The organism is Streptomyces sp. NPDC000345, from assembly GCF_042898825.1.
GTDB lineage: Bacteria > Actinomycetota > Actinomycetes > Streptomycetales > Streptomycetaceae > Streptomyces.
Window position 1 is genome coordinate 21,003 of record NZ_JBIAZE010000007.1, and the last position, 26,706, is coordinate 47,708.

Here is a 26,706-nt window from a genome sequence, read left to right on the forward strand (position 1 = left end):
TCTTTAAGCTCTGCCCTATGTCGAAGCAGAAGCGGGGCAGGAAGCACCGGACGCCACAGATGCGGGCCCCACGTCAGCCCTCGATACCGCGTCCGCGTACGGCGGCCCCGGTTCTGCCCGGTGGCGGGCTTCCCCTGCGCGGCAGCCTGGACCAGACGGCGACGCTCCTTGAGCACGCCGAGCCGGACCAACTGGTGGAACTCGTCCTGCCGCACCTGTGGGCGGCCCTCGCGGACGGCCGGGTCCCAGTGAACGTGTGCGTGGACGCGTGCCTGACGCTCCGCCACGCCTACGGCCAGCTCGGGGTCCGGGCCGACCTGCTGCCGGTCGATCTGGCCGTGCAGCACAAGGACGACGGAGACGGCACCCGCTACGGCTCGCTCACCCCCAGCTGGACGGGGACCTCGTGGAATGGGCACTGCGTCCTGGTGCTGCCGGACTCCGAGCGGTTCGTGGACGCCACGGTGGAGCAGTTCGACGAGATCCGTGAGATCGGCGCCGGGCCGATGATCGGCAGGGTGGCCCTGTCGACCCACGACGACGGCTCGATGATGGAGCCCGGGGCCCAGGTGATGCTCCAGCGCGGCAACCTGGTGCTCACGTACACGGTCGCCGGGCCGGAGGCGCTGGCCTCCGTCGTGGAACACCCCGAGATGGTGGCCCACGCCGGCCGCCACCACCGCACCGGCGTCAACGTCGCCTCCTTCGCCCTGGCCGCCCTGCGCGGCGAGGGCGTGCGCGGCCGGGCGATGCAGGCCCCGCACCCGAGGCTGCGGGCGCTGCTGCGGGCTGTCGCAGACGCACCGTACGAGGCCGACGAGGCTGGCGACGTGAGGTTCCGCCTGGACGATCGGACCGGCCGGGAGCAATGGCTGCGACTGGACGAGATCCCGCTGCCGCCTTCCGTCCCGGCCGCCTGGCCCCGCCCATAGACGGCCTCGGGGCTCAGCCGTCGGTGGGGCGCGGGTCCTTCCCGGCCGGCGGGGAGACACAGCAGGCGACCACGGCTCCCAGCGCGCCAATCGCCGCGCCCACCACACCCGCCACGCTTGCGTCCATGCGCAGGATCGGATCTCGACACCGAGTCGATGCGGACCCACGCGTCCGGTTCAGGCCGCCCCAGCCTCCGCCGGCGCGGGTTGCGGGTGGCGGCCTTGGCCCGTACGGCGGCCTCGACGTCGTAGCGGGGCTTGCCTTCATCCCCGGCATGCTTGGTGACGGCAGCCTGAACCTCGTCGGCCGAGTTCCACCAGCCCTGCCAGGCCTTCTCATACGCCTCGGTCTGCTCCGGCGACCACGGTTGAGACGTGGGCCGACCGTAGGTGTCCTTCAGCTCCCGTACTGGCCGTGCGCCTCGTCGGCCGCTCTCTGCATCTCCACAAGATTATCGAATGTGTGTACCACGTTCATGGATCCCATGTCGCTTGCTATGGGGCACGGCGCCCTTGACCAGCACGTCGCCCTCTCCTTTCTTCTCGGTTGCGGTCTCGCCTCGGGCCGTCCATGTGCGAAGGACACGCTCCTGGCCGTTCGCCTCCACCCGCCCCGCCGACGGCTGGCATACAGCCGCCCGCCCGACCACGCAGCGAGCGCACAGACGGACACCGCGGGGGCAGGCGGACTTCGAATCGCCACCCTCATCCGGCATCACCAAAAGCAATGGCACAAGGTGAACTCCTCGTGCATTCTGGTGGGTTGCCCACACAGGAGGTCGTACCCGGGGCAGAGATCCGCTCGCTGGAGGAGCTGCAGTCGCCGGACAGGACAGGGCTTTGCTTCAGCCCGTTCGGACTGGGCCCTGCAATGCCGGCCGAGAAAGCAGCCGAGTTCCTGCAACGGCTGGTCGCGGACTGCGAGTTTGCTTCGGACGTGGCGGAGGGAACGCGCCGGGAGTTCGATCGGCTCCAGCGGCTCTTCGCCTACGGTCTGCTTGACTACGACGTCTTCACCGTGGTCGACGATCGCGCCCTGCTGGTGATGGAGCAGGCACTGCGCGAGCGGTTCGTCCAGTGGTGCGCCGGGACGGTCACGTTCGAGGACGCCAACGGTTTGCAGTCGCCAGTAGTCGAGGACGTGCGCACCTACGACGACGTGTTCGCCGCGGTGAAGAAGGTGGGCAGGAGGAGCCGGCGGAGACCACGGCAGCAGCCTTCGCCGCAGTGGCGGTTGAAGTCGGCACCACGCTGATCGACTTCAACGGCATGCTGGCCGGGCTGCGGACCTGGGCGCGGGCAGCCGGTCTGCTGCGTGGTCAGCGCACGCGTGGCATCGAGCATGCGAAGTCGAAGCTGCGCGATGCTGTGGCCCACCCGACGGGTTACCACCGCACGATGCCCGTGGAGGCGGCACGAACCCTGCATGATTTTGCAGAGTTCATCAATCAGTTGTGGGGACACCCGACCCCTGGCGGGCGCCTGTACCCCGCCCCGGTGGAACGCGACATCGTCGTCATGGCCTGGAACGACGAGGGGAGCGTCCAGATGGCCCATGCCGATGCCCTGCGCGGGGATGCCGATGCCGACGGATACCACTACATCCTGATCCGCAGCGCTTCTGGCCCCGGAAGCCGGTACGAGGACGGGTACTGGTCGGCGTTCGAGCCCAGTTCGAGACCGCACAGTTCCCTGCGGACTACCTCTGGGGGCCCGGGAGCCGCCGTGATGCCCTGGCCTGGCTCGATGCAGAGCAGCCGAAGGGGGACACCGTCGACTACATCGACCGCGTCTTCATGCTCCGCGAGCACGACGGCCAGGTGTACGCGCCGATGCACCCGGAAGTGGCCGCGGGCCTCACCGCAGAAGAGCAACGCGGCACCTGGCACACGGTGCGGGCCGACTTCCCCGAACACGCCTTCGCCCATGTACGCGGTCTCAGCGATGGTCCCGGGCACGCCCGGACCGGCGACTGCAGAAACTGCGCTGCTCATCACCTCGGCAGCGGCAGCCACGAACAGGCCGTGCGGGCCGCCGAAGACGCCATCGGTGTCGTCACGCCCCGCAGGCCGCCCGCCGTTCGCATCCCTGACTCGTTCTTCTGGCCACACAGATTCTGAGCTCACGGAAAGCTGATGGGAGGGTTCATCGGTCGACGCCCCTCATACAGCGCACCTATGCACTGCGACCAGGCGTAGGTGGAGGGGCGGCTCCCCACCCAGGGCGCAGAGTGCCGGGGCCGCCCGAGCCCTGCGGTCCTGTCAAGCGGGGCACTACACCGCCGGGGTCCAGCAGCCGGCAGCGATTATTTTGCCGCAGCAGAACCGTGAGCGCGCGCCGCCTCAACTTCCGCTGCGGCCTCCAGTGGTAGGCAACGGCCGCAGGTCGGCCGGTCGCACACCTGCAGCGGACCGTCCCATCGGTGGCGTCCGCGCCAGCGCTGCTCGTAGCACAGTTGGTCAGGCCCGGACTGCGGCATCACCCGCAATGCGCGCCGGATGGCCGACCGGGCCGCGGTCAGCGCCCCGGGCACGGTGGGGTCGGCCAGCAGCCGCACGGCCTCGGAGATCGCGTCGCAGCCCTGGAGGTAGCCCGGCAGCTCGCCCGGGGGGACGCCTGGGCCGTGGACACGGTCAGCCGTGTCCACGGCCTGGCGCCATTCCCGGGCGGCCGGCTCGTCCTGCCATGTCGCCATCGGCCCTCCGCCCGTTCCTTCCCGCGCCGGTTCCCCCTCCTTGTAGCGTCCGGGCTCCGGTCAGGGCGCTGGTGACACCGCCCTGTTCACCCGGACGGCCCCGGCTCGGCCGGACCCAAATCCTCGCGGAGACGAACGAACCGCACGGTGTGGTGCCGGGTGGTGCCCACCTCGATACTTGGCGAGCCGCGGAGCAGCGCGCGATGCTGTCGGAGCTGGCTCGGCCACGATGCCGTCCCGGCCCCGTCCGGGACAGGTCAGCGCACGGGTTGTGTGCGCACATACGCAAGGGGGTGTCTTCCTGTGACCGTTCGCGCTTGTTGGCGATTGAGGTGGGGTAGCTTCGCTGCTCGCGCGTTTTCTGTTCACTCTGTTACCACCTGTCGGTTGAGCCATCAGGGAAGGCTGGGTCAGTCACCCAGAACTCATTGCAGGTACCCGTTGCCGAAACGTCGATTCGGTCCAGGCGTCCGCGCAGGTGCCACGTCCTCTTGCTTCCCCGGTGAGATCGGCGTGAGGCCTTCCGCGCATCTAGCGGACGGAACGGATGCGGTACACAAGGAGCGCTCCGACGGCTGCGGCCGCGCCTACGAGGGCGAACAGGAGCGGGCAGCCGCGATCCGAGCTGATGACCACGCCGGCGATCAGCGGAGCGATTGCAGGGGGAACGACCGAGCCGATGTTCATGATGCCGAGACCCTTGGCCCGGCTCTCGGCATCGGGGAGAACCTGTGTGATCAGGGCCTGGTCGCTTGTGCTTGCTCAGGCGAACTACGGGGCCAAGTTCACGCAGCTCAGCGTGGTGCGGCTAGGCAGTTTCGTTTGGATCAGTCGGTCGTTGGTCTGGGTGTGCCGTTATCAGATGCGCAGTGGGCGCGGATTGAGCCGTTGCTTCCGGGCCGGACGCCGAAGCGGGGTGGTCGCTGGCGGGATCATCGTGAGGTGATCGATGCGATCGCGTTCAAGTTTCAGACCGGAACGCAGTGGGTTCACCTGCCGGAGAAGTACGGAAACTGGCGGGGGGTCTATAACCGGCTGCGGATGTGGGCTGTCGACGGCACCTGGGAGCGGGTGTTCACCGCGCTGATGGCGCAGGCCGATGCCGATGAGGACCTTGACTGGGCGGTGTCCGTCGATTCCACGATCGTGCGAGCTCACCAGCACGCGGCCGGGGCCCGCAAAAGGGGGCCCCGGCCGGCGAACCCGGCGACCACGCCATCGGCCGGTCCCGGGGTGGGCTGACGACCAAGATCCACCTGGCCGCCGATGCCCGCTGCCGTCCTCTCGCGTTCGTTCTCACGGCGGGACAAGCAGGCGATGCACCGGCCTTCACCGACGTCATGGACCGTCTGCGCGTTCCCCGGCAGCGCGGACGTCCTCGCACCAGGCCGGACGTGGTCCTGGCGGACAAGGCGTATTCCTCCCGCGCGATCCGCAGCCACCTGCGCAAGCGTGGCATCCGGGCGGTGATCCCGGTCCCGGCAGATCAGCGTGGTCACCGGCTGCGTCGAGGCAGCCGAGGCGGCAGGCCGCCGGCCTTCGACCGCGAGGCCTACAAGCAGCGCAACACTGTCGAGCGGTGCATCAACCGCCTCAAGCAGTGGCGCGGGATCGCCACCCGCTACGAGAAGACAGCCACGATCTACCTGGCCGGACTCCACATAGCGGGCATCTTCCTGTGGTCCTCCCGCTGATCCAAACGAAAGCCCCTAGGCGTCCGGAGTTTGGCCGTTTTGTTTCTGGGTCAGGTTTTTTTCGATCGTGGAACGGGTCACCCTCTGTACTCCAATGACGGGCGACGTCTGCTTGACCGAGCCCCCGACCTGGGTGCGCCCGACGTACTGGCTGCCCCGCTCCGAATCCGCGAAGGTCAACCAAGCCTGCAATCCGGCGCCCAGAACGACCAAGACGATCACCCCGGACCACCAGACCGCAGATCCCCAATGTTCCGACAACACCCCCACCGACACAGCGACTGCCGCCGCGACCACAACAGTTCCTCCCGCGGCGATCGCACGTGTACTCCGCTTTGCCATCGAGCCCCCATTCCGTCCAACCCTCTCGGCACTGCTTGCTCGAACATAGGCCAACCGGCTGCCGGGCGGACGCATAAAGCAGCATCATCTCCATCATGCGGAGAGATTGGTCTTGGCGGAAGGGTTGGCACCAGACGGTCGAAAACACCACCATCGCGGGGGACCTGGTCCAGATTCAGGTCGCGGAGCCGCCAAGCGCGAAGATGGACTACGCGCAGCAGCTGCTGGCCGAAAGTACGCGATCTCGTCTCCAAGCCGAGATCGCCCGGCGTCGGCTGGAGCAGCCCGAGCCGATTCACGTACGCTGGTCATCGACAGCGCGCTCGGTCCAGCCGCCGTCCGAGGTACTGGCGACCGAGGTACTGAAGCTCAACGGCAACATTACCGAGATCACGGCACTCCTGCGCCGCTTGCCCCGGCGCCAACTGCTGGTCCTCGGCGAGCCAGGCTCCGGCAAGAGCGTCTTGGCGCTGCTTCTCGCCCGAGACCTGCTGCGTTCACGCGAACCGTGCGAGCCGATTCCCGTGCTGCTGGCGCTGTCGTCCTGGCGGCCGACCGTCGGCCTGTCTTCCTGGATGGCCCGGCAGATCACCGAACTCGCCCCCGGAGTAGCGAGATTCGGCCGGGACGTGGCGGCGCAGATGATCAGCACTGGCCGGGTGATTCCCGTGTTGGACGGCTTGGACGAACTGCCCGAGGCGCTTCACGCGCGGGCCATCGAGGCCATCGACGAGGCCGTCTCCGACGGTGTGCCCCTCGTGGCGACCTGCCGCTCCGATGAGTATGAGCGCGTCGTGGCACGGACTGGCTGGTACCTCACCCGGGCCGCCGTTGTGGAAATCGAAAGCGTCAAAGGCGACGTCGCAATCGATTTTTTGAGGCGCAGTCGCGTGGAAAGCGACCTCGGCCGGTGGGCTAAGGTCTTCGAGTGCCTGCGCACTGCACCCGATTCGGCACTGAGTCAGGCGTTATCAACCCCACTCATGCTGGCCCTCACGCGAACAGCCTATGCGCCCCACACGATGGACCCGGGCGAGCTGCTCAACAAGAACCGCTTCAGTGGACGCACTTCTATCGAGGACCACCTTCTCGGGCAGTTCCTACCGGCCGTCTACAGGGAGGATCCGTCCACCCGATACGATGCTTCGCACGCGAAACGCTGGCTCACAACCATCGCCCGGCAGATGCACGCCAATAGAACGTTCGCCTTCGAGTGGTGGCAGATCAACTCCTATGCATCTTCGCTTCTTTCCGCCATCGTGTACGGGTGCGTCTGGGGTTGGCTGTTCAACGCAATCTTTGGCCCGCAGCTCGGGGTCGCCTGCGCCGCATTTATGGCCCTGATGGGTTTCTTCGTACACACCGCCGTACGCAAGAAGCTGCGGCAGGTGTACGTAACGGAGGTGCCGCACCGTCCAAGGGAAACCCTCCGCCGATATGCGGCCCTGAGCGTGTTCTCTTCTCTTGTCCTCTTCAGCATCGCTGCGGTAGCAGTGATGTGCGCCTTGGTCAGCAGCCTGGAAGCGGGCCCCCGGAGCGCCTGGCACTACGGCTCCATCGTCGGCGTCGGCATCGGGTTGGCGACGCTCCTTGGCTCCGCATGGGGCTCGTACCAGGTATCCGGTGCATGGTACAAGCTCACCGGGCGGCTGCCTTGGCGGCTGATGAGGTTCCTCGATGATGCCCACCGACTCGGCGTCCTGCGCGAGACCGGCGCTGTGCACCAGTTCCGGCACGCTCGACTGCAAACCTATCTGAGTAGTACCGCACCTGATCCTCGTTGGGCGAAAAAATCCTCGCTGCCGAAGATCTCATTCTCTACGGATCGAATCAGCGGCTGGCACAAACGGTTCCTTCCCACCATCCCATCCCTGGCTCAATTCACCGGAGCGGCACTGGGGCTGGTCTTGGTCCTCATGGTCACCCTCTTGAACAATATCAATACATTCAGCTATACATCGGGTACCAAGCCCCACATCGTCGAGGATTCACCCCCCATGCAATGCGGGAACAGCCCCTGCGGCCCCCAGCTACCCGATTGGACGTGGACCCTTCCTCCGGGCTCCTCGCAACAGACAATCCTGCAGCCCCACACGCATGGGGTCACAGTAATAGCGGTCGCAGGAAGCATGTTCATTACAAAGTGCCCCAAATCCTCCGTTGAGGTCTCGATAGCCATAGGAAACCTCAAGATCGCCCCCTTTACGGTGGACCACTCATCGCTCAACTCAACGCTGGCAAGCCAAGCGACGCTGTCCCGCAGGGTGGACTACGAAAACGCCCCCGTGTCGGTCACCCTGCTCCGTCGCGACAGTGAACACTGCACAGCTGAGGTCCACTGGGTTAACCCAGGGCTCACTTTCCTAGCCGCAGACGTCGGGAAGAAATTCAGTCGGTAAGCCGTCCGGCGAACCCGGCGACCACGCCATCGGCCGGTCCCGAGGCGGGCTGACGACTAAGATCCACCTGGTCGCCGATGCCCGCTGCCGACCTCTCGCGTTCGCTATCACCGCCGGGGAGGCAGGCGAGGCACCGGCCTTCACCGACGTCTGGCCCGCCTGCGCGTGCCCCGGCAGTGAGGACGCCCTCGCACCAGGCCGGATGTGATCCTGGCGGTCAAGGCCTGCTCCTCCCGCGCAGTCCCGACAGACCAGCGTGGCCACCGACTGCGTCGAGACAGCCAGGGCGGCAGGCCGCCATTGTTCGACCGCTAGGTCTACAAGCAGCGCGCAACACTGTCGAACGGTGCATCAACCGCCTCAAGAAGCGGCGCGACATCGCCACCCGCTACGAGAAATCTACCTGGCCGGACTTCACATCTCGGGCCTCTTCCTGTGGTCCGCCCGCTGATCCAAACGAAAGTCCCTAGGTGTCGCGGATGGCCGAGGTCGAATACAGATCGGGCTGGTAGCTGGGAATCTCCGTGCTCATGGGCATGCGGAGCCCTCCGAAGGGGGCCGTAAGAAAGCGGGAGCAGGACGGTGCCAGCTTGGGCCTCACCCGGTGCGCAAACGGGCGACGCCTACACAACCACGTCGTAGTGATGGAACACTCAAGCTTGATGGAATTCTGCGTCAGACTTACGCAGAGAAAAGGATGAAATCATCAGAACAGCTGGTGTTCCCCCTGCTTGCCGCGCAGGCACCATGACCGGGTGACCGATCCACTGTTTGTCGGCGCGCAGGCCCATCCTCAAGCTCAGCTGCCGGGTGCCAGCTATGGGACGGACTCCAGTCCCCGAGGGTCCGGCGTGCTTCTGCCCAGACCGTCCTCCCCTGCTGTGCATGGCGCGTTCCCCCACGCTCGGCGAGCTGGGCGACGAGGTGCAGGCCGCGTCCGCCCTCGTCGAACGCGCGAGCCCGGCGCAGGTGGATGTGGTGCTACCGGCGTCGGACACCTCGCACAGGAGGGAGCGATCGCGGCTGAGACGCAGGCGGATGGGGGGGCCGGCCATAACGGATGGCGTTGGTGACCAGTTCACTCACCACCAATTCGGCGATGAAGCCGAGGCCCTCCAGCCGAGATCCGGGTTGCTCCGAAGTTCGGGAACCTCACGCCGCAGGCATCGCACCACGCCGTGTACTCCACACTGTCGACAGTACACCGCACGCGCGTCGCGGCTGGATCGAGCTCTCGCCCGGAGCACGATGTCGGGACACGCACTTGCGCACTCTGTGCTCAGACACCCCACGATGGCAGGAGCAACAGCCTTGGCCTAATCCCTGCGATCGGGCCGGAAGGAGCTCCTGCAGCGGGCGAGTCTGGCGGTGCTGTCAGCTCGGCCCACCGCACGCTCCCACTGCGGTGGGCGCGGCTGCCGCACCGCGTGGAAAGGGCGTTGACGATTTCCAGGCCGCGGCCATGTTCCTCAGGGTCCTTGTGGCCCAAGGAAAGGTGGGGACGACAGGCCAGGCCCGAGTCGGTGACCTCGATCCGCACGATTCGGCACCCATCAGCGACCGGAACAGACAAGCGGAGATAGGCGGGCGGCAGTGCGTGGCAGAGAGCGTTCGTGGTGAGTTCGGAAATCACCAGGAGCGCGTCATGGACGGTGTCCTCGGGCAGGTCCTCCGCTTCGAGGATCGTGCGCGCGCGGTGGCGCATCGATCGAACGGCCTCGGGCGTGGGCAGCAGCACGAAGACGTGTTCGACGGTGGTGGGAGGGTCAAGCGTCGTGGGCCTTCGCTCTTCGGCCGAAGCATTCATGATGGGCCACTCCTGGCGTGGTGTGCTGGTTTGCGTTGTGCGGGAACGTATGGAACAAGTGCTGACACCGGCCACCGGTGCCTTGTGGGTAGTCACGAAACTGGTGGCCGACGTCGTGTGGCGGTAATCGCAGCCCAGCAGGAGTCACTGGTCTGGGGCGTTGGCCTGTTACAACCGGCGCAACATAGCGGCAAGGGCTTGCCCGCCGCCGATGCACAGTGTGACGACGCCGAGCTCGAGGTCGCGGCGAACCAGATCCTGCGCAATCCGCAAAGTCAAGATCGCACCGGTGGCGCCGACCGGATGACCGAGCGCGATCGCACCGCCGTGGGGGTTGACCCGTCCTGGGTCCAGCTTCGCGTCGCGGATGCAGGCGACAGCTTGCGCTGCGAAGGCCTCGTTGACCTCGAATACGTCGATGTCGGAGGGTGCTGTGCCGGTTTTCTCGAATAGCTTGCGCAGCGCCAGTACAGGCGCGTAGCCCATCAGTTCGGGTTCCAGTGCCGCAGTCGCGACGGCTTCCAGTGCGACCAGGGGGCGTATGCCGCGTGTGATCGCCGCAGTTTCGCGGGCGACGACCAGCGCGGCGGCACCGTCGTTGATGCCTGAAGAATTGCCCGCAGTGACGGTGCCGCCGGTACGGAAGGCCGGCCGGAGTGCTTGCAGGGTCTCGAGAGACGTTCCGGGCCGGGGGTGCTCGTCCTGGTTGACGATCTGTGTCCTGCGGCCTGCGATCTCGACCGGAACGATCTCGTCGGCGAAGATGCCGGCCGTAGAGGCCAAGGAGCATCGACGCTGCGACTCGACGGCGAACTCGTCTTGCTCCTGCCGGGACACGTGGTACTTCTCGGCGACGTTTTCGGCGGTGATTCCCATGGGGATGTCGTGAAAAGGGTCGGTCAGCATCATGAGCGTGCCGTCTGCGAGTTCGCGGTGGCTCAGCCGGTAGCCGCTGCGGGCGCCGAAGTCGTAGAACGGCATACGAGACATCGACTCATCCCCGCCCGCGAGCGCGATCTCGGCGTCGCCGCAGCGCAACTGCATTGCAGCCGACCACACTGCCTGCAAGCCCGAGCCGCACAGTCGGTTGACTGTGTACGCCGGCACGTGAACGGGCAGGCCGGCGGCCATGGCGACACGGCGGGCGTTGAACGTGTCGGCGCCGACCTGGCCGACGCAGCCCATGACGACCTCGTCGACCTCGGCGGGATCGACGCCGCTGCGACGCAGCGCCTCGCGAGCGGCCGTTGCTCCGAGCTCGTGGGCGGGGACTGGGCTCAGGGCACCGCCGAAACTTCCGATGGGCGTGCGTGCGCCATCGAGGATGACGATCCGCTCGTTCTGCATGGCGCCTCCTTTCCGGGGACGGATCCGATTCATGCGATGCGGGTCGAGGCTCGAAGGGCAGTCTTCGACAGCTTGCCCGTGCCGGTTTTTGGCAGGGTGGTCATGAAGACGAACTCGTCGGGAAGCCACCACTTCGCCACCATGGGAGAAATGTGCTGCAGCAGGTCCTCAGCGCTGGTGGCGCTGCCCTCGCACAGGGCGACGTAGGCGACAGGTCTCTCCGTCCAGCGCGGGTCCGGTCGGGCGATCACAGCGACTTCGACGACGTCGGGGTGGGAGGCGATCGCGGTCTCGAGCTCGACCGAGGAGATCCACTCGCCTCCGGACTTGATCAGATCCTTGATCCGGTCCACGAGCCGGAGGTAGCCGTCGGCATCGATGGTGGCCAGATCGCCGGTGCGCAACCATCCGTCGTCGGTGAAGCTGTCGTCTGCCTCGAGACGGAAGTAGCCATGTGCCACCCAGGGGCCGGCGACCTGCAGCTCGCCGACGGAGTGGCCGTCGCGGGGCAGCTCTTTGCCGGTCTCGATGTCCAGGAGCCGCATGTTCACCAGTGGGAGCGGCTGGCCCTGGGCGGCGCGCACAGCGGTTTGTTCCTTGGCGCTGAGCGGCCGGTGCTGGCTGCGAGTGCCGCCGATGGCGCCGACGGGGCTGACCTCGGTCATGCCCCATGAGTGTGTGATGGGCACGCCGACGGCAGTGCGATATGCCTCTGACAGCGAGTCCGGGACTGCGGAGCCGCCGCCCAGTAGGAACCGCACGGCGCTCAGGTCGTGAGCCGAGAGCTCGGGAGTCAGGCTGGTCCATACGGTGGGCACTGCTGCGGCGATGCTCACCCGTTCGGTCTCCATGAGCTGGAGCAGATGCCTGGGTTCAGCTGACAGTCCTGGCAGCACGAGCGAGGCCCCGGCCATCATTGCGCCGTAGGGCAGACCCCAGGCGTTGGCGTGGAACATCGGCACGATCGGCATGACGACGTCGTTCTCGCTCAGGCCGATGAAGCCGGCCGCGAGGATGCCCAGGCAGTGCAGGACCGTCGAACGGTGGCTGTAGAGAACGCCCTTGGGCGGTCCTGTGGTACCGGAGGTGTAGCACAGGCCTGAGGCGAGGTGCTCGTCTGCGAGCGTGAAGGCCTGCTCGAACGACCCCGAGAAGGCAGCAGCACTGGAGATCAGTTCGTCGTAGTCACAGATTCGCGGATCTGAGGGGATCGCGACGTCGCTGCCGTCCGGGAGTACGACCCAGTGCCGCACCCTTGGCATCCGTTCGACGCTGGGCCAGATCCGTGGCAGGAGCGCCCGGTCGACGAAGATCACGTCGTCCCCGGCATGGTTGACAATGAACTCGATGTGTTCCGCGCTGAGCCGGATGTTGATGGTGTGCAGGACCCGCTTGGTGGCCGGCACTGCGAGATAGAGCTCGAGATGGCGCCGGTTGTTGCTCGCGAAGGTTGCGACCCGGGCGCCGCGGGGCACTTCGAGCTTTTCCAGCGCAGTGGCGAGGCGCCGAGCATGGTCGGTGACATCGGCGTAGGTGAGTTGCTCGGTGCCGGCGCTGACGACGAGCTTGTGGGAGTAGAGCAGCTCGGCGCGTTCCAGGATGTGTGCGATGGTCAGTGGGCGCGGCTGCATGAGTCCCGTCATGATGTCGCTGAGGCCGATGTTGTCGTCTGGGCTCAGCATCGGGGACCACCCGCGACATAAAGGGTCTGACCGGTGGTGAACGATGCCTCGTCCTTGACGAAGAAGGACGCTGCCGCGGCGATGTCCTCGACCGTGCCCGTGCGGCCGACCGGGATGTCACCGGCGAACTCGGCGAGCAGTTCGTCGTACGACTTGCCCATGCGTGCTGCGGTGGCCTCGAGCATGTCGGTGGCGATGAAGCCGGGGGCGATCGCGTTGACGGTGATCCCGAAAGGCCCGAGCTCAATGGCGAGGGTCTTGGTGAAGCCCTGCAGACCGGCCTTGGCCGCCGCGTAATTGGCCTGACCGCGGTTGCCGAGGGCCGAGGTGCTCGACATGGAAACGATCCGTCCCCATCGCTCCTGGACCATCCAGCGCTGTACCGCCCGGCTCATCAGGAAACTTCCACGGAGGTGGACACTCATGACGCTGTCCCAGTCCGCGGTGGTCATTTTGAACAAGAGGTTGTCGCGGGTGATGCCGGCGTTGTTGATCAGGATCGTGGGTGCACCGAGCCTCTCGGCACACTCCTCGACCGCCGCGTCGACAGCCGCCTCTTCGCTGATGTCGGCTCCCAGCCCGATGGCGGAGCCGCCGACAGCGACGATGGCGTCGACAACCGGTGCGCAGGAGGCGGCATCGAGGTCGACCACGGCTACGCGGTGGCCGTCATTGGCGAGGCGTCGGGCAACAGCTGCCCCGATACCGCGGGCGGCTCCGGTCACGATCGCGACGCGGGACTGGTCAGGCATGGGTGTCTCTTTCGGTCAACGGATACTCCCGGAGTACGGCACGGATCGACAGGCAGTCGGGGAGTGATCAGGGGTATGAGGGCTGCTGGGGGCCGGGGACGTCGACGCGGACGGTCTCGATCCAGCCCTGCCGCTCCTCGGTGTCCGCGGGCTGCCAGCTGTTGGAGGTGAGCAGATAGAGGCTGCGCCCGTCGTGGCCGCCGAGTACGCAGTCAGTCGCGCAACGGCCTGGCACGTCGACGACATCGGTGACCTCGCCGCCGGCCAGGACGCGGATGAAGCGACCGTTCACGATGCATGAGACCCACACACCGCCCTCGGCATCGACGCACAGGCCGTCGGGCGTGGAGCCGGCGGGTAGCGGGGCCCACAGACGCTTCCCGCTCAACTCGCCGTCCTCGCCGATGTCGAAGGCAGTCAGACGTGCCGCCCAGGTCTCGGCCACTACCAGAGTCCTGGTGCCGGGGAGGATCACCGCGCCGTTGGGGAAGACCATGTCGGAGTCCGCCACGCGTGCCTCCCCCGTTGGCGGGATCGCGAAGACGGGGCCGTTTTCCTGCGGCGCGCCGGCGTACAGGTCGTAGCCGAAGCCTCCGAGGTAGGCGGTGCCGGACTCGTCGACCACCATGTCGTTGATGGGCGCGTCCGTCATCGCGGACAGATCGGCGTGGACGCTCTGGCTGCCGTCCGGGGCGTGCTTGAGCACGACCCGGCGCAGCATCGAGCTGATCAGCAGTGATCCGTCAGCCAGCCAGCCGAGGCCGGAGGGCTGGTCGTCGATGCGGGTGACGACTTCCGGCAGCTGGTCGCCGTCCGGATCCACGCGGAAGATCTCTCCGGTGTGCATGTCGGAGAACCAGAGTCGGCCGTCATGCCAGCGGCCTCCTTCGGGAAAGCGGAAGCCCGAATAGAGCCGGGTGGGTGTGCTCACGATGCGACCTTTCTCGAGTCGATCGGCCTGGCGAGGTCCGCTGAGCGGCGTGAGTGCAGCCTGACGGAAAATCGGGTCCAGGCCCGGTGCAGACCTGGCGCTTCGACGGCGACGATGAGGAGCAGCAATGCGGCGTAGAAGAGCTGGGCGAGGTAGCTCTGCAGGCCGGCAGCGGTGACGATCTGGGCGAGCAGGGACACCGTCAGTGCCCCGGCCAGGAGGCCGGCGACACTGCCGCGTCCGCCGGCCAGTGAGACCCCGCCGAGCAGCGCGCCGACGGCGGCCAGGATCAGCGGCTGGGTTCCAGGATCGGGGTTGGCCGCGCCCAGGCTGAAGTTGAGCAAGGCGCCGGAGGCCGCGGCCAGCACACCCGAGGTGGCGAACAGGCCGATGAGCAGGCGGTCGGCGCGTACCCCGGAGGCCCGGCTGGCGCGGCGGTCCGATCCGATGGCGCGGATTTCTCGTCCCCAGCGTGAGCAGCCGAGGATCAAGCCGACGACCGCGAAGGCACCGAGCACGAGCAGGCTTCGGGGCGAAAAGACCACGGCGATCTGCCTGTCGACCCACAGTGTCACCGAGATGTTGTCGTAGGTCTTGCTCAGCCCGCCGGAGATCGCCTTGGTCAGGCCAAGGAGTGCGATGTAGGTCCCCAGGGTGACCGGCATCGAGGGGATGTTGAACCGGGCGACGATGGTGCCTTGGACAGCGCCGATCACTGCGCCGGCCGTGAGGGCGACAGCCATGCCGCTGACCCAGTGGGCGCCGCCGTACTGCACCGCGAGCATGCCACCCAGGGCGTACGTACCGACGATCGAGAGGTCGAACTCTCCGGCGAACATCGTGAGCCCCAGGCCCAGCACCAGTGGGGCGAGGCGGGCGAAGAACTGCAGTGCGTTGAACGTGTCGAAGGCCAGTAGCGGCTCGCCCGAATAGAGGGGCAGTGCCAGGTAGGCCAGCAAGACGATGCCCAGTGCGCTGGTCGGCAGCAGGCGCTGAGGTCTACTCAGGAAGGCCCGGAAGAAACGGGTTTGGGACATCATCGGGCTCCTTTGCGGGACCGGAGGTGGACCACGACCACGATGGCGAGCACGATCAGTCCCTTGACCAGGACCTGTGCCCCGGTGCTGTAGCCGCGCAGCAGCAGGATGTCGGAGAGGGCAGCGATCAGCACAGCTCCGCACAGTGTGCGAACCGCTGAGCCGCTTCCTCCGGCGATCGGGGTCCCGCCGACGAGGACAGCGGCGATCGCGTCGAACGTCAGGGTGCCTCCGAGGTTGACGTTCGCGGTGGTATTGAAAGCGCCGCTGAAGGAGGCCGCTACCGCGAACAGGGCGCCGGCCAGAAGCCAGGCGATGGTGATGGTGCGTCCGACGGCAAGGCCGGCCGCAGTGGCCGCGCGCCGGTTCTCACCCGTGAGATAGAGGGTCCTGCCGAAGCCTGACCGGCGGAGCAGGAGCTCGAGCAGGACGGTGAAGGCCACCAGTACGTAGACACTCAGCGCGATGCCGCCCGGCGTCGCATTGAGGTGGATGTAACCCGCGCCCTGAGGAGCAACCGAGGTTCCTCCGGTGACCCAGGTCGCCACACCGACCAGAGCGAAGCCGGCAGCGATGCTCAGGACGATGGGGTTGGCCTCGCCGTACCCGACTGCCAGGCCTTGCAGCGCGGTGATGGCCGCGCCGGCGGCGAGCGTGGCCAGCAGTGAGGGAACCAGACCCCACGACTGGGTCACGAGGAACACCATGGCGCACACCGAGGCGGTCTCGGAGATCGCGAGGGAGACCGACGTCCCGGCGATCACGATGAGGGTCAGCCCGAGAGCAGCGATGCCGACGAGGCTGGCAGAGGTGAAGACCGCGCGGAGGTTGTCGAAGGTGTAGAAGCGGTCCGTCGCCGCGCCCAGTACCAGCAGGGCGACGAGGGCGAGGGCGGCGACAGCATCGCTCCAGGCGACCGCGCGCCGGGTGCCACCACTGGCTGTGGCCGCGGTGTCCAGGGGTGTCTGCACAGTGTTCACCGGGCGCCTCCCACCTCGTGCACGGCGGTACCGTGAGTCATCTCGAAGAGCAGCGCGTCCCCGGAGGCCACGCTGTCGTGCCGGGCGACGACCTCGCCCTTGTGGAACGTGACGACGACGTCGGCGAGCTCGACGAGCTCGTCGAGCTCGGTGGACGCGAACAGGACCGTCATCCCGTCGGCCGCGGCTTGGCGGACGAGCCGGTGGATGGCCGCCCGCCCGCCCACGTCCACGCCGCGGGTGGGTTCGTCCAGGAGCAGCACCTTCACGTCCGGGCGTCCCAGCGCCCGTGCGACGAAGACCTTCTGCTGGTTGCCACCGCTGAGGTCACCGACCGCGACCCCCAGGCGCTCCTGCAGTCCGCAGGACGCCGCAAGGCGGCGCTCGCATGTCCGCCACGCCCTGCTACGGACCGCGCCGGCTCGCGTGAAGGCCGGGATCCTCGTGGCCATGAGGTTCGTGCCGACGGGGCGGCGCAGGAACAGGCCCTCTGACTTGCGGTCGTTGGAGGCGAACGCGATGCCGCCGCTCGATGCCGCAACGGGATCGCCGGCGGTCAGATGCTGTCCGCCGACGCTGACGCGCCCGCGCATCGCCGGCTCAAGACCGGCTATGCCGCGCAACACCTCGGAAGCACCTGAGCCCACCTGGCCGGCCAGGGCGTAGACAGTCCCGGCACGAGCGTCGAGGGACAGGCTCCCGAACCGTCCGGGCACAGCGATCGCGTGGAGTTGCAGAGCCACCTCGCCGACGTCCGCCGGCCGCTTGAGACTGCTCTCCGGCGTCTCGCCGAGGATGTGCCTGATCAAGCTCTGGACGGTGAGTTTCGCTGTGTCGGCCACGGTCACGACGCGGCCGTCGCGCATGACCGTCACTCGGTCGCACAGCTGAAGCACCTCGCCGAGCCTGTGGGAGACGAAGAGCACGGAGCAGCCGGCGGCGGCTACGCGGCGTACGGCGGCATAGACCCGCTCACTCTCGACATCGCTCAGCGTCGCGGTCGGCTCGTCGAGGATGACCACGCGGGCACGCTGGCCCATGGCCCTGGCGATTTCGACCAGCTGTCGCTCGCCGAGCCCCAGCGAGCGCAGTGGCTGGTCGGGGTGCACGTGCACGAGCCCCATCTCGTCGAGCATGTCGCGAGCGCGAGCTCGTTCCTGCCGGCGCCGGTAAACCCATCCGGCGCTGCGGTCGCCGAGGAAGAGATTCTCGGCGACCGTCAGGGCGGGCACGACGCTGAGCTCCTGGTCGACCAGCGCTATGCCTGCCAGCTGAGCGCTGCCCCTGTCGCGCAGCTCGACGACCTCGCCTTCGATGCTGATGGTGCCGGCCTCGGGGCTCTCCTGCCCCGAGAGCATCTTGACGACCGTGCTCTTGCCTGCGCCGTTGTGCCCGCACAGGGCGTGGACCTCACCTGCCCGAAGCGTGAGGTCCGCGCCGTGGACTGCCACCGTGTCGCCGTAGGTCTTGCGCAGGCCGGTGAGGCTCACCAGCGGAGGGCCGGCCGGAGAGTCGTAAGGCTGGGTGCTCATGCGTGGCTGCACTGTGCGGCGTACTTGTCGACGTTGGCGGCGGTGATCCGCTCTTCCTTGACGGTCTGCTTCCGCGGAGGGTTCTTGCCGCTGAGGTACTTCAGGACGTAGTCCGCCGTCTGGTTCGCGATCGTGCCCGGATCCTCGGTCGCCGTGCCGTAGAGGGTGCCCTGCTTGATCGCTTCGATGCCGGCCTTGAAGCAGTTGCTGCTGGTGACGACCAGGCCCTTCTTCCCACCGACCTCGCAGCCCGCCTGCTTGGCCGAGGCGATGATCGGGAGTGCCATGTAGTCCGCCATACCGTAGGCAGCCTGGATCCCGTCGCAGCTGTGCTTCGCCAGCAGCTGGGTCGCGATCTGGCCCGACAGCGTGGGGTCCCAGTTGCCGTCCTGGGTCTCGATCACCTTGTAGCCGGGAGCGGTCGCCATCTCGGCGTTGAAGCCCTTCATACGGTCCTGGGTCACCAGCGAGGAAGCGGTGCCGGTGACAACGACCACGTTGCCGGACTTGCGCCCTTGTGCCTTGAGGCCCTCGATGATGTTCTCGGCAGCGGCCTTGCCGAGTGCGACGTTGTCGCTCAAGACCTGAAGCACGTCACCGTCGACCTTCGGATCGGGGCGGCCGTCGAAGACCAGCACCGGCACACCGGCCTGCTTCGCCTTGGCGATCGGAACCGCCATCGACTTCGTGTCGAGCAGTGCGGTCACGATGAGGTCGGGCTTGTCCGCGATCGCCTGGTTGAAGTTCTGGACCGCTGTCCCCGCGTCCATGGTGGTCAGGTCCTTGAGCTTGACGTCGGCGGCCTTGAGTCTTTTCTCGAAGACGCTGTTGTAGTACGCAGCCCACTGGTTGGTGTTGCCGTAGCCGATGAAGTGGACGGTCTTCCCCGAGGCGCTGCCTCTGTTGCCCGTGCCCGACGATCCGGCGGCTGTTGACGATGAGCCGGTGCAACCGGCGGCCAGTGCCGCCATGGCAACCAGAGATCCAGCCAGAGCGATCTTGTTGACCCGCTGGCGGCCGGTCTTTCTGAGGGTGGTCTTCCCGCCTGTGGCCAGGCGTGTTTCAGGCTTCATGGGTTCCTCGCAGGCACCTCGATGTGTCTTCCGTCATGCGTCACATTAGGTACAGTTCCTTCAGTAGGAGAGGTATGAAAAGTCCACTCCTATGCGCCCTGGGGTGCATGTTTCCAACACCAGTCCATGACGGTGGCGTGACGGGAGGATGTGAAGGAGATGACGTCGACAGCGTCCCCACTTCCCGCCGACGAGAGCTCGCAGGCCTATCACCTCCGGCGCAAGCGCGAGCTGTCATCGCTCTATGCAACCGCCAGGTCACTGACTGCGCTGGGTGAGCTCGATGACGTCCTGCGGTCGATCGTGCGCCACGCTCACGGACTCATCGGCACGGACTTCACGTACCTGTCTCTGCTCGGCCCGGACAATGCGCTGTCGGTCCGTGCCTCGGAAGGCACCATCTCCGCCGACTTCCTGGCCGCCGGCATTCCTCCCGGCACCGGACTCGGAGGGCAGGTGATCGAACGGCGCAAGCCGATCTGGGTCAGCAACTACCTCGTCGCCGACGAGCTCAATCACGTCCACGACTTCGACAGGCTCGTCGCACGAGAAGGCCTGGTCGCGCTCCTCGGGGTGCCCTTGCTCGTCCGCGGCCAGGCGGTCGGCGCGCTCTTCGCCGCCGACCGCTCGGAGAGGTCGTTCAGCTCGGAAGAGATTGCACTCTTCAGCGCATTCGCAGATCACGCCGCGATCGCACTCGACAACGCTCGTCTGTACGACCAAAGCCGCACCGCCCTCGAGGAGCTGCAGTCGGCCTACCGTGTCATCGAAGAGCACGTTGCCACGATCGAACGCTCGCAAGCCGTTCACGAGGCGCTCACCGACGTCGTCCTCACCGGCGGTGGACCGAAGGACGTCGCCTGCCACCTAGCCGATCAGATGGGTGGAGCGGTGGTCTTCCTCGGTCGCGACAACACGCTGTTGGCGAGCGCAGGCGTCGACCAGACGCTCCATGACAGCGACAGTCCGGCGTGGCCCGGGATCATGCATGCCCTCGAGGGCGCGCGTCGCACGGGACGATGCATGACCCAGAAGGACGCGTCCGCCACGCACAGCGTCGCCGTCGTCCAGGCTGGAGACAGTTACCTCGGAGCTCTCGTTTGGAGTCAGCCTGCCAGCCCGAGTTCGGCTGACTTGCGAATGCTCGAGAGAGCCACACACATCGTCGCTCTGATGATTCTAAAGGAGAACGCGGTCGCCGACGCGGCCGAGCGGCTCAGCGGCGAGCTGATGACAGAGCTGCTGGTCAACAGCCCCGCCGTCAGCGCGGCGCAGCGGGCGCGAACACGCGCGCGCGGCATCGATGTCGACGCGCTCAACCTCCTCGTGGTCGCCGACTCCACGACGGTTGCCACTCTTGAGCTGTCACGCCAACTCCACGTGTACGCACACAAACACGCGGGCCTGGCCGGTGAATACCTCGGTCGAGCCACTATGCTCCTGCACGCTGAAGACGTCGATGAGGCTGTCGCGGACGGACACCGTGCCATACGCCAGCAGCTCGACCGGGACATCAATCTCATAGGCGAACAGGTTCAGGACCGCGACTGGGCCCGAGCATTCACGACGGCGAGCAGGTGCCTCGACCTGGCACTCGCTCTGGGCAAGACCGACCACGGCGCCACAACAAGTGACTATGCCCTCTACTCGCTCCTATTCGCCCCTGACCGCATCAACGAATTGGACCGCTTCATCTCAGCCACCATAGGTCCCCTCCTCGCATACGATGCACAGCGCTCAACTGACCTCGTCACCACTGCCGCGACCTACTTCGCGAACCGTGGGAGCCTGGCTCAGACCGCACGAGCCCTCCAAGTCCATCTCAACACGCTGCTCAAGCGACTGGACCGCATCGACCTCGTACTCGGCAGCGGTTGGCGGGAGTCGGAGGCGCTTGACTCCCAACTCGCGCTCCGTATGCACCAACTGCGCATCTCAGTGGGCATTTAGAGGCAATGCCGTTGCTTTATGGGTCTGCGGGTTGAGGGCGTTTGATGTGTATGGCTTGGGTGCCGGTGCGGGTGGGCTGGGGCCACGCGTGGTGCTCGGCCCGCTTGAGCCAGTAGTTGGACATCTTGCGCTTCACGACGCGGGGCTGGCTGCGCAGGCGTCTGACGGGCAGGAGTCTTTCCAGGAGGTCCTCCTGGAGTACTTGCAGTGCTCTGACCAGGAGTTCAGGGGGAAAAACCGCCCGGGGTGACGGTCACGCTGCGGCGGGCGGAGCGCAGGTGTCGACGATCAAGTTTTTCCCCATGTCGGGCGGTTTGAGCGTCATGTAATTCCCCATGCCGAATTCTCCTAATTGGCCATGGGTAGCGCGGAGGTCGGGATCGAGGGACCTGGTCGTCGCGGAGCTGCTCATGTTCCTCGTCCCGTGGTTCGGATGGCCGATGGGCAGCCCGGATGGCGAGGAGAACGTTCGTCGTGGTCGACATCACCGAGATCTACGTCCACTGGTACGCGGGTCGCTCGAAGAGCGAGCTGGCCGCGTCGCTGGGAGTGGACCGCAAGACGGTCAGGAAGTACCTGGCCCCGGCAGAAGCGGCCGGGATCAGCCCGGGAGGGCCGCCGATGAGCGAGGCGGACTGGTCGAAGCTGATCAAGGAGTGGTTTCCCGGGCTCGTCGACAGACGGCTGAGGCAGGTGACCTGGCCGGACATCGACCAGCACCGCGACTACATCAAGAGCCTGCTCGGGACGGTCACCGTCTCGACGATCCACCAGCGGCTTCGTGACGAGCACAAGCTTCAGGTGTCGATCTCTTCATTCCGCCGTTGGGTGCACGCGACACTTCCCGATGAGGTGGCGAAGTCGCAGGTCACCGTGTTGCGGGACGAGATCGAACCCGGATCGGAGGCCCAGATCGACTACGGATTCCTCGGGCAGTGGATCGACCCGCGGTCCGGCAAACGCCACCGGGTCTGGGCGTTTGTGATGGTCCTGCCCTGCTCGCGGCACATGTTCGTCCGGCCGGTGCTGCACCTCGACCAGCACGCTTGGACGGAAGCGCATGTCGCAGCCTTCCGCTACTTCGGCGGCGTCCCACGCCGGCTCGTCCCGGACAATCTGAAGACCGGAGTCGACAAGCCCGACCTCTACGATCCGAAGATCAACAAAGCCTATGCCGAACTCGCCACCCACTACGGCGCGTTGGTCGATCCGGCGCGGGCTGCGAAGCCGAAGGACAAACCCCGGGTCGAGCGGCCGATGCCCTATGTCCGCGACTCCTTTTGGCGACACCGCGAGTTCACCTCGATCGAGCACATGCAGGCCGAGGCCGTGACCTGGAGTCAGCAGGTCGCTGGCCGACGGAAGTGCCGGCCGCTGGGCGGGGCCGCCCCGATGACCGTGTTCGAGGCGCTGGAAGCCGCCGAACTGCTGCCTCTGCCTCCGACCCCGTTCGTGCTGGCCCGCTGGTCGACGGCCACGGTCGGACCGGACATCCACATCAAGGTCGGCCGCACTCTCTACTCGGTGCCCTGGAAGCTGATCGGCCGCAAGGTCGACGTCCGCTCCACCGCCACCATGGTCCAGGTCTTCCACGACGGACAGCTCGTCAAGACCCACGCGGCTCTCGACCAGGGAAAACGCACTGACAAGAGCGACTACCCACCAGAGAAGATCGCCTTCCAGATGCGCACGCCGGTCTGGTGTCGCGGCCAGGCATCCGAGATCGGCGACTCCTGCCGCGAGGTCGTCGACCAGCTGCTGGAAGTCAACGTTCTCTACCGGCTCCGCGCTGCCCAGGGAGTTCTCGGACTGCGCAAGAAGTACGGCGACACGCGGCTGGAAGCGGCCTGCGCCAGGGCCATCGCGGTCGGCGATCCGTCTTACCGCACCATCAAGGGCATCCTCATCGCCGGCACCGAGACGGATCCCGAGCCCGAGACCAGTGGGGACGCTGGAGCCGCGGCCTTTCTCCATGGCCCCGCCCGGCTCTTCGCCACCGTCGCGACCCCCGACACCACGGACGACGACCACAACGACCAGGTCCACGACGAAACCGAGGTGGAAACCCGATGACCGTGATGGACGCCGCCCTGCGGGAGTCACTCAAGGCCCTGCGACTGTCCGGCATGCTGGAAACCCTCGACGCACGCCTGGCCCAGGCCCACGGCGGAGAACTCGGCCACCTCGACTTCCTCCAGGTCCTCTGCCAGGACGAGATCACCCGCCGTGAGACTGTCGCCTTCCAACGCCGACTGCAGCGAGCCAAGTTCGAGCAGCAGGTCACGTTGGAGGAGTTCGACTTCACCGCCTCCTCGAAACTGCCTGCGGCCCAGATCCGCGACCTGGGAGCCCTGCGCTGGCTTCACGCCGGCGAGTCGGTCATCCTCTTCGGACCGGTGGGCGTCGGCAAGACCCACATCGCCCAGGCCCTCGGCCACCTCGCCGTCCGTCAGGGCGCCCACGTTCGCTTCGCCAAGACCAGCCGCATTCTCGCCGACCTGGCCGGTGGTCACGCGGACCGCACCTGGGAGAAGCGGATCCGCGAGCTCGTTCGCCCCGACGTGCTCATCCTGGACGACTTCGCGATGCGTCAGATGTCCGCGGCCCAGGCGGACGACCTCTACGAGCTGGTCAGCGAGCGGCAGGGAAGGTCTCTGATCATCACCAGCAACCGGGCGCCCAGCGACTGGTATCCCCTCTTCCCTAACCCCGTCGTCGCCGAGTCGCTCTTGGACCGGCTGATCAATACCAGCCATCAGGTCATCATGAACGGCCCCAGCTACCGCCCGAACAAGCGCCCCAAGAACCGCACTGACAAGCCCTCAATCAAATGACCGGGATCAGTCCCACCAGTTGAACATCAGCTCGCCGACTGTGCTGGGACGCCAGTAACGCACCTGTTCCAGCTCTGCTTCGGCGAGCTCGCTGGTGTCAGCCGTCGCCAACGGCGTGCTCAGTTCGTCGACGTCCAGCAGCCGGAAGCCGCCCCGCTCAAATGCGTCCGCCCAGGCCTGTGGGGAGGCAAAGTTCGTCAGGGGCACACCTGCCTGCGGTGGACTCGCCGCAAAGGCAACAACCGGGAGTACCTCGTGGCACAAGACGCTCGACCGAATGCCCGGGGCGGTAATCAGAGCCGCATGGAAGTTCGGCGTGGCTCCGGCCGGCGCCACTTCGGCGACCGTGCCCCGAATCGATCGGGCCACGGCATGGCAGGCGGTTTTGAAGGCCACTACGTCCACCTGAGGCAACGCGGCATCGTCGTACCCCCAGAACCCGGTGGCTCCTCGCGCGACGCGGATCAACGCACGACTCAACTCTCATTCCGTCCGTCAGGCCCTCTGAGGGTGCCACTCGACCGAGCCGAGTGATCACGCGCCGATTCTGCCACCCGTCGGAGTCCTCCTCGAGGGCCGTCTCAGTCATGAGGGTGGGGAATTACGTGAACTTACCCCTGGGGAAATACGCGATCGTCCACAGCAGGGATTCGGTGAAGGAGATGCGGTCGGGGTCGAGTTGGCGGGTGGCCGCGGTTCTCAGCATCAGTTCCCGCAGTGCGTGGTGGACCAGGAGATGGGCCCAGATCTGCTGGAGGACACCGTCGGGTGTCTTGCTGCTGAGGACCACCCTTGCACCGCGCTGGTGGGTTTTGATCTCGGCGAAGACTGATTCGATCTCCCAGCGCTCGCGGTAGAGCGCGGCCAGTTGCCGGGCCGGATGGCGGCGGGCGTCCAGGAGGCTGGTGACCAGACGGTAATCGCCGGCCGTGGCCGAACCGCCGGCGTGGATGTGGGAGAGCCATGATCCGTCACGAAGGAGCTTGTGGACGGGCAGGACGCGGTTGGCGGGCACCCTCCACAGCAGGTCGGCTCCGGTGGCGGTGAATGCCCGCCACAGCGGGACGCCGAGGAACTCGCGGTCGGCCAGGACCAGCTGGCCGGGGCCGCATGAGCGGGGCAGACGGCCTACCAGGGTGACTTCCCCGGTCCGGCAGCCGGCGAGTTCCGCGTCCAGCACCGCGTGGCTGCCCACTTCCACCAGGGCCGCCATCCGAACCTGGACGAAGGCACTGCGTCCCGTTCCGCGGCTGTTGCCGGGACGGCCGAAGGCGGCCTGGTTGGCTTCGGTATCGGCGACGTCCCAGCAGGTCCCGTCGACGGCCAGCAGCCGCAGGCCCCGCCAGAACGCACCGGGCGTCGACTCGGTGGCCATCGGCTTTGCGGTTGCCGCGAACAGCACCTGCAGCGGCTCAAAACCCAGCCGCTGCCGGGCCCTGAACAGCGAGGACTTGGCTGGAACGTGCCAGTCGCCCAACAGCCCCAGACCGCGCAGTCCCGCGACCAGGTGTCGCATGACCTCGAGATACGGAGCAGGCGAGAACAGCGCAAGCCCCAACACGAAATACACGATCAACCGCGCAGGAAGCAGTCTTCTACGTTGCTCTGAACGTCCGCACGCGGCCACCACCCGGTCCACCAAACCTGGCGGATACACCCAGGTCAACAGGCCAAGACCCGATAAGTCAGACGCACTTGCAGCCACCCGCACCACCCCCGGGACCCACTCCCGACCAGCCTACGCCCACGGCAAAAGCAACGGCATTGGGTCTAAGCACGCTGAACTGAATGCGGTCGGCCGGGCGGGCTGCTTTAGAGAGCATCTGATCTAGGTAGTTGGTAGTTAGGGATGATTTTGTGACGGCGGGTGCTGACGGTCGTTAGGCCAGGCGTGAGCGTGCGTCGTCCTTACCGCAGTGACGTGTCCGATGCCCGGTGGGCTTTGATCGAGCCGGTCTTCACCGCTTGGCGGGCGAGACGAACAGGCCCTGGTGCCGCGGCCCGGGTGCACGATCTGCGGGAGATCGTCAACGCGATCCTCTACGTCAACCGCACCGGCATCCCGTGGGAGTACCTGCCGCACGACTTCCCGCCCTACAAGACCGTCTACGACTACTACGCGAAGTGGGAAGCCGACAGCACGACCCAGCAAGTCCACGACCTGCTACGCGACAAGACTCGCCGGGCGCACGGCCGCAGCGCGCAGCCCACCGCGGCCGTGATCGATGCCCAGAGCGTGAAGACCTCGGCAAACGTGGCCGAGAGCAGTCAAGGCATCGACGCAGGCAAGAAGATCAAGGGCCGCAAACGCCATCTGATCACCGACACCCTCGGCCTGGTCTTGGCCGTACTGGTGACCGCCGCGAACGTCCACGACACCATCGGCGGAAAGCAACTGCTCGACGACCTGGCGGCGCAGCATCCCACCGTCACCAAGGTCTGGGCCGACGGCGGCTACCAGAACAGCATCTTCAATCACGGTGCCGGCCACGGCATCGACGTCGAGGTCGTGCAACGGACCCGGACGAAGGGCTTCGAGCCGCTGCCCAAACGGTGGGTGATCGAGCGGACCTTCGGCTGGCTGATGCAGCACCGCCGGCTCGTGCGGGACTACGAAGCCCTGCCCGAGTGGCTTTGTTCACCTTGAGTGACAGCGTTTGTTGACCAGTTTGAGCGGCGGTTAGCGATCTCTGGGGCGATAAGTCTTCACGAGTTTTGA

The 26,706-nt window shown here is 66.7% G+C and carries 21 protein-coding genes and 2 pseudogenes; 10 read left to right on the forward strand and 13 right to left on the reverse strand.

Annotation, left to right across the window (positions count from 1 at the left end; all coding sequences use genetic code 11):
* Positions 1-17: 17 nt before the first annotated feature.
* The 3 genes from ACFY30_RS18040 (at position 18) to ACFY30_RS18050 (ending at position 3,052) form a co-directional block, all read left to right on the forward strand.
* Positions 18-932, forward strand: coding sequence for a hypothetical protein (locus ACFY30_RS18040; RefSeq protein WP_390846150.1), 915 nt, complete (start codon positions 18-20; stop codon positions 930-932).
* Positions 933-1,695: 763 nt separating this feature from the next.
* Positions 1,696-2,187, forward strand: coding sequence for a hypothetical protein (locus tag ACFY30_RS18045; protein WP_390846151.1), 492 nt, complete (start codon positions 1,696-1,698; stop codon positions 2,185-2,187).
* Between the two features lie 541 nt (positions 2,188-2,728).
* Positions 2,729-3,052: a hypothetical protein gene (locus ACFY30_RS18050; RefSeq protein WP_390846152.1), complete on the forward strand. Its 324-nt coding sequence runs from the start codon at positions 2,729-2,731 to the stop codon at positions 3,050-3,052.
* Between the two features lie 185 nt (positions 3,053-3,237).
* Here the strand turns inward: ACFY30_RS18050 and ACFY30_RS18055 are convergent, their stop codons facing one another.
* The gene (locus ACFY30_RS18055) at positions 3,238-3,627 is read right to left on the reverse strand and encodes a hypothetical protein (protein WP_390846153.1); all 390 of its coding nucleotides are present in this window, start codon (positions 3,625-3,627) and stop codon (positions 3,238-3,240) included.
* Between the two features lie 822 nt (positions 3,628-4,449).
* On the opposite strand from ACFY30_RS18055, the gene ACFY30_RS18060 reads away from it, so the two are divergent.
* The 3 genes and pseudogenes from ACFY30_RS18060 to ACFY30_RS18070 form a co-directional block, all read left to right on the forward strand.
* Positions 4,450-5,321, forward strand: a protein-coding gene (locus ACFY30_RS18060) for an IS5 family transposase (protein ID WP_390846154.1) whose coding sequence is annotated in 2 segments (ribosomal slippage) — positions 4,450-4,807 and positions 4,807-5,321 — 873 coding nt in all. Because the reading frame shifts where the segments join, the coding sequence is not laid out codon by codon here.
* A 437-nt stretch (positions 5,322-5,758) separates the two neighbouring features.
* A complete protein-coding gene (locus ACFY30_RS18065; RefSeq protein WP_390846155.1) occupies positions 5,759-8,062 on the forward strand; it encodes an NACHT domain-containing protein in 2,304 nt (767 codons plus the stop codon).
* 10 nt (positions 8,063-8,072) lie between these two features.
* A pseudogene (locus tag ACFY30_RS18070) lies at positions 8,073-8,460 on the forward strand (IS5/IS1182 family transposase); the annotation flags it as partial.
* 457 nt (positions 8,461-8,917) lie between these two features.
* Here the strand turns inward: ACFY30_RS18070 and ACFY30_RS18075 are convergent.
* From ACFY30_RS18075 to ACFY30_RS18120, 10 genes and pseudogenes are all read right to left on the reverse strand, one after another.
* Positions 8,918-9,181, reverse strand: a pseudogene (locus ACFY30_RS18075) (ATP-binding protein); the annotation flags it as partial.
* Between the two features lie 160 nt (positions 9,182-9,341).
* Positions 9,342-9,869: an ATP-binding protein gene (locus tag ACFY30_RS18080; RefSeq protein ID WP_390846156.1), complete on the reverse strand. Its 528-nt coding sequence runs from the start codon at positions 9,867-9,869 to the stop codon at positions 9,342-9,344.
* A gap of 168 nt (positions 9,870-10,037) precedes the next feature.
* Positions 10,038-11,216: a thiolase family protein gene (locus tag ACFY30_RS18085; protein ID WP_390846157.1), complete on the reverse strand. Its 1,179-nt coding sequence runs from the start codon at positions 11,214-11,216 to the stop codon at positions 10,038-10,040.
* Positions 11,217-11,245: 29 nt separating this feature from the next.
* Positions 11,246-12,898, reverse strand: a complete 1,653-nt coding sequence (locus ACFY30_RS18090; protein WP_390846158.1) for a long-chain fatty acid--CoA ligase — start codon at positions 12,896-12,898, stop codon at positions 11,246-11,248.
* Complete coding sequence (gene fabG, locus ACFY30_RS18095; RefSeq protein WP_390846159.1) at positions 12,892-13,650, reverse strand: 3-oxoacyl-ACP reductase FabG; 759 nt, start codon at positions 13,648-13,650, stop codon at positions 12,892-12,894. Before fabG ends, ACFY30_RS18090 begins: the two co-directional genes overlap by 7 nt.
* Before the next feature lie 67 nt (positions 13,651-13,717).
* Complete coding sequence (locus ACFY30_RS18100) at positions 13,718-14,581, reverse strand: SMP-30/gluconolactonase/LRE family protein (protein WP_390846160.1); 864 nt, start codon at positions 14,579-14,581, stop codon at positions 13,718-13,720.
* Positions 14,578-15,621, reverse strand: coding sequence for an ABC transporter permease (locus tag ACFY30_RS18105; RefSeq protein ID WP_390846161.1), 1,044 nt, complete (start codon positions 15,619-15,621; stop codon positions 14,578-14,580). The genes ACFY30_RS18100 and ACFY30_RS18105 overlap by 4 nt, the downstream gene beginning before the upstream one ends.
* The gene (locus tag ACFY30_RS18110) at positions 15,618-16,598 is read right to left on the reverse strand and encodes an ABC transporter permease (protein WP_390846162.1); all 981 of its coding nucleotides are present in this window, start codon (positions 16,596-16,598) and stop codon (positions 15,618-15,620) included. Before ACFY30_RS18110 ends, ACFY30_RS18105 begins: the two co-directional genes overlap by 4 nt.
* On the reverse strand, positions 16,595-18,130 hold the full coding sequence (locus ACFY30_RS18115; RefSeq protein WP_390846163.1) for a sugar ABC transporter ATP-binding protein: 1,536 nt from the start codon (positions 18,128-18,130) through the stop codon (positions 16,595-16,597). Before ACFY30_RS18115 ends, ACFY30_RS18110 begins: the two co-directional genes overlap by 4 nt.
* Positions 18,127-19,203 (reverse strand): sugar ABC transporter substrate-binding protein, encoded by a 1,077-nt coding sequence (locus ACFY30_RS18120; protein ID WP_390846164.1) that lies wholly within the window; start codon positions 19,201-19,203, stop codon positions 18,127-18,129. The genes ACFY30_RS18115 and ACFY30_RS18120 overlap by 4 nt, the downstream gene beginning before the upstream one ends.
* Before the next feature lie 159 nt (positions 19,204-19,362).
* Between ACFY30_RS18120 and ACFY30_RS18125 the strand changes: the two genes are divergently transcribed.
* The 3 genes from ACFY30_RS18125 (at position 19,363) to istB (ending at position 23,987) form a co-directional block, all read left to right on the forward strand.
* The gene (locus tag ACFY30_RS18125; RefSeq protein WP_390846165.1) at positions 19,363-21,153 is read left to right on the forward strand and encodes a helix-turn-helix domain-containing protein; all 1,791 of its coding nucleotides are present in this window, start codon (positions 19,363-19,365) and stop codon (positions 21,151-21,153) included.
* 474 nt (positions 21,154-21,627) lie between these two features.
* A complete protein-coding gene (istA, locus tag ACFY30_RS18130; protein WP_390846166.1) occupies positions 21,628-23,226 on the forward strand; it encodes an IS21 family transposase in 1,599 nt (532 codons plus the stop codon).
* Positions 23,223-23,987: an IS21-like element helper ATPase IstB gene (gene istB / locus ACFY30_RS18135; RefSeq protein ID WP_030792970.1), complete on the forward strand. Its 765-nt coding sequence runs from the start codon at positions 23,223-23,225 to the stop codon at positions 23,985-23,987. The genes istA and istB overlap by 4 nt, the downstream gene beginning before the upstream one ends.
* A gap of 6 nt (positions 23,988-23,993) precedes the next feature.
* Here istB and ACFY30_RS18140 read toward each other — a convergent pair whose 3' ends face one another.
* Both ACFY30_RS18140 and ACFY30_RS18145 read right to left on the reverse strand, forming a co-directional pair.
* Positions 23,994-24,455, reverse strand: a complete 462-nt coding sequence (locus tag ACFY30_RS18140) for a hypothetical protein (protein ID WP_390846167.1) — start codon at positions 24,453-24,455, stop codon at positions 23,994-23,996.
* 133 nt (positions 24,456-24,588) lie between these two features.
* Positions 24,589-25,701, reverse strand: coding sequence for an IS4 family transposase (locus tag ACFY30_RS18145; RefSeq protein WP_390846168.1), 1,113 nt, complete (start codon positions 25,699-25,701; stop codon positions 24,589-24,591).
* Between the two features lie 177 nt (positions 25,702-25,878).
* Here ACFY30_RS18145 and ACFY30_RS18150 point away from each other — a divergent pair, with 177 nt between their 5' ends.
* On the forward strand, positions 25,879-26,634 hold the full coding sequence (locus ACFY30_RS18150; RefSeq protein ID WP_390846169.1) for an IS5 family transposase: 756 nt from the start codon (positions 25,879-25,881) through the stop codon (positions 26,632-26,634).
* Positions 26,635-26,706: the final 72 nt, after the last annotated feature.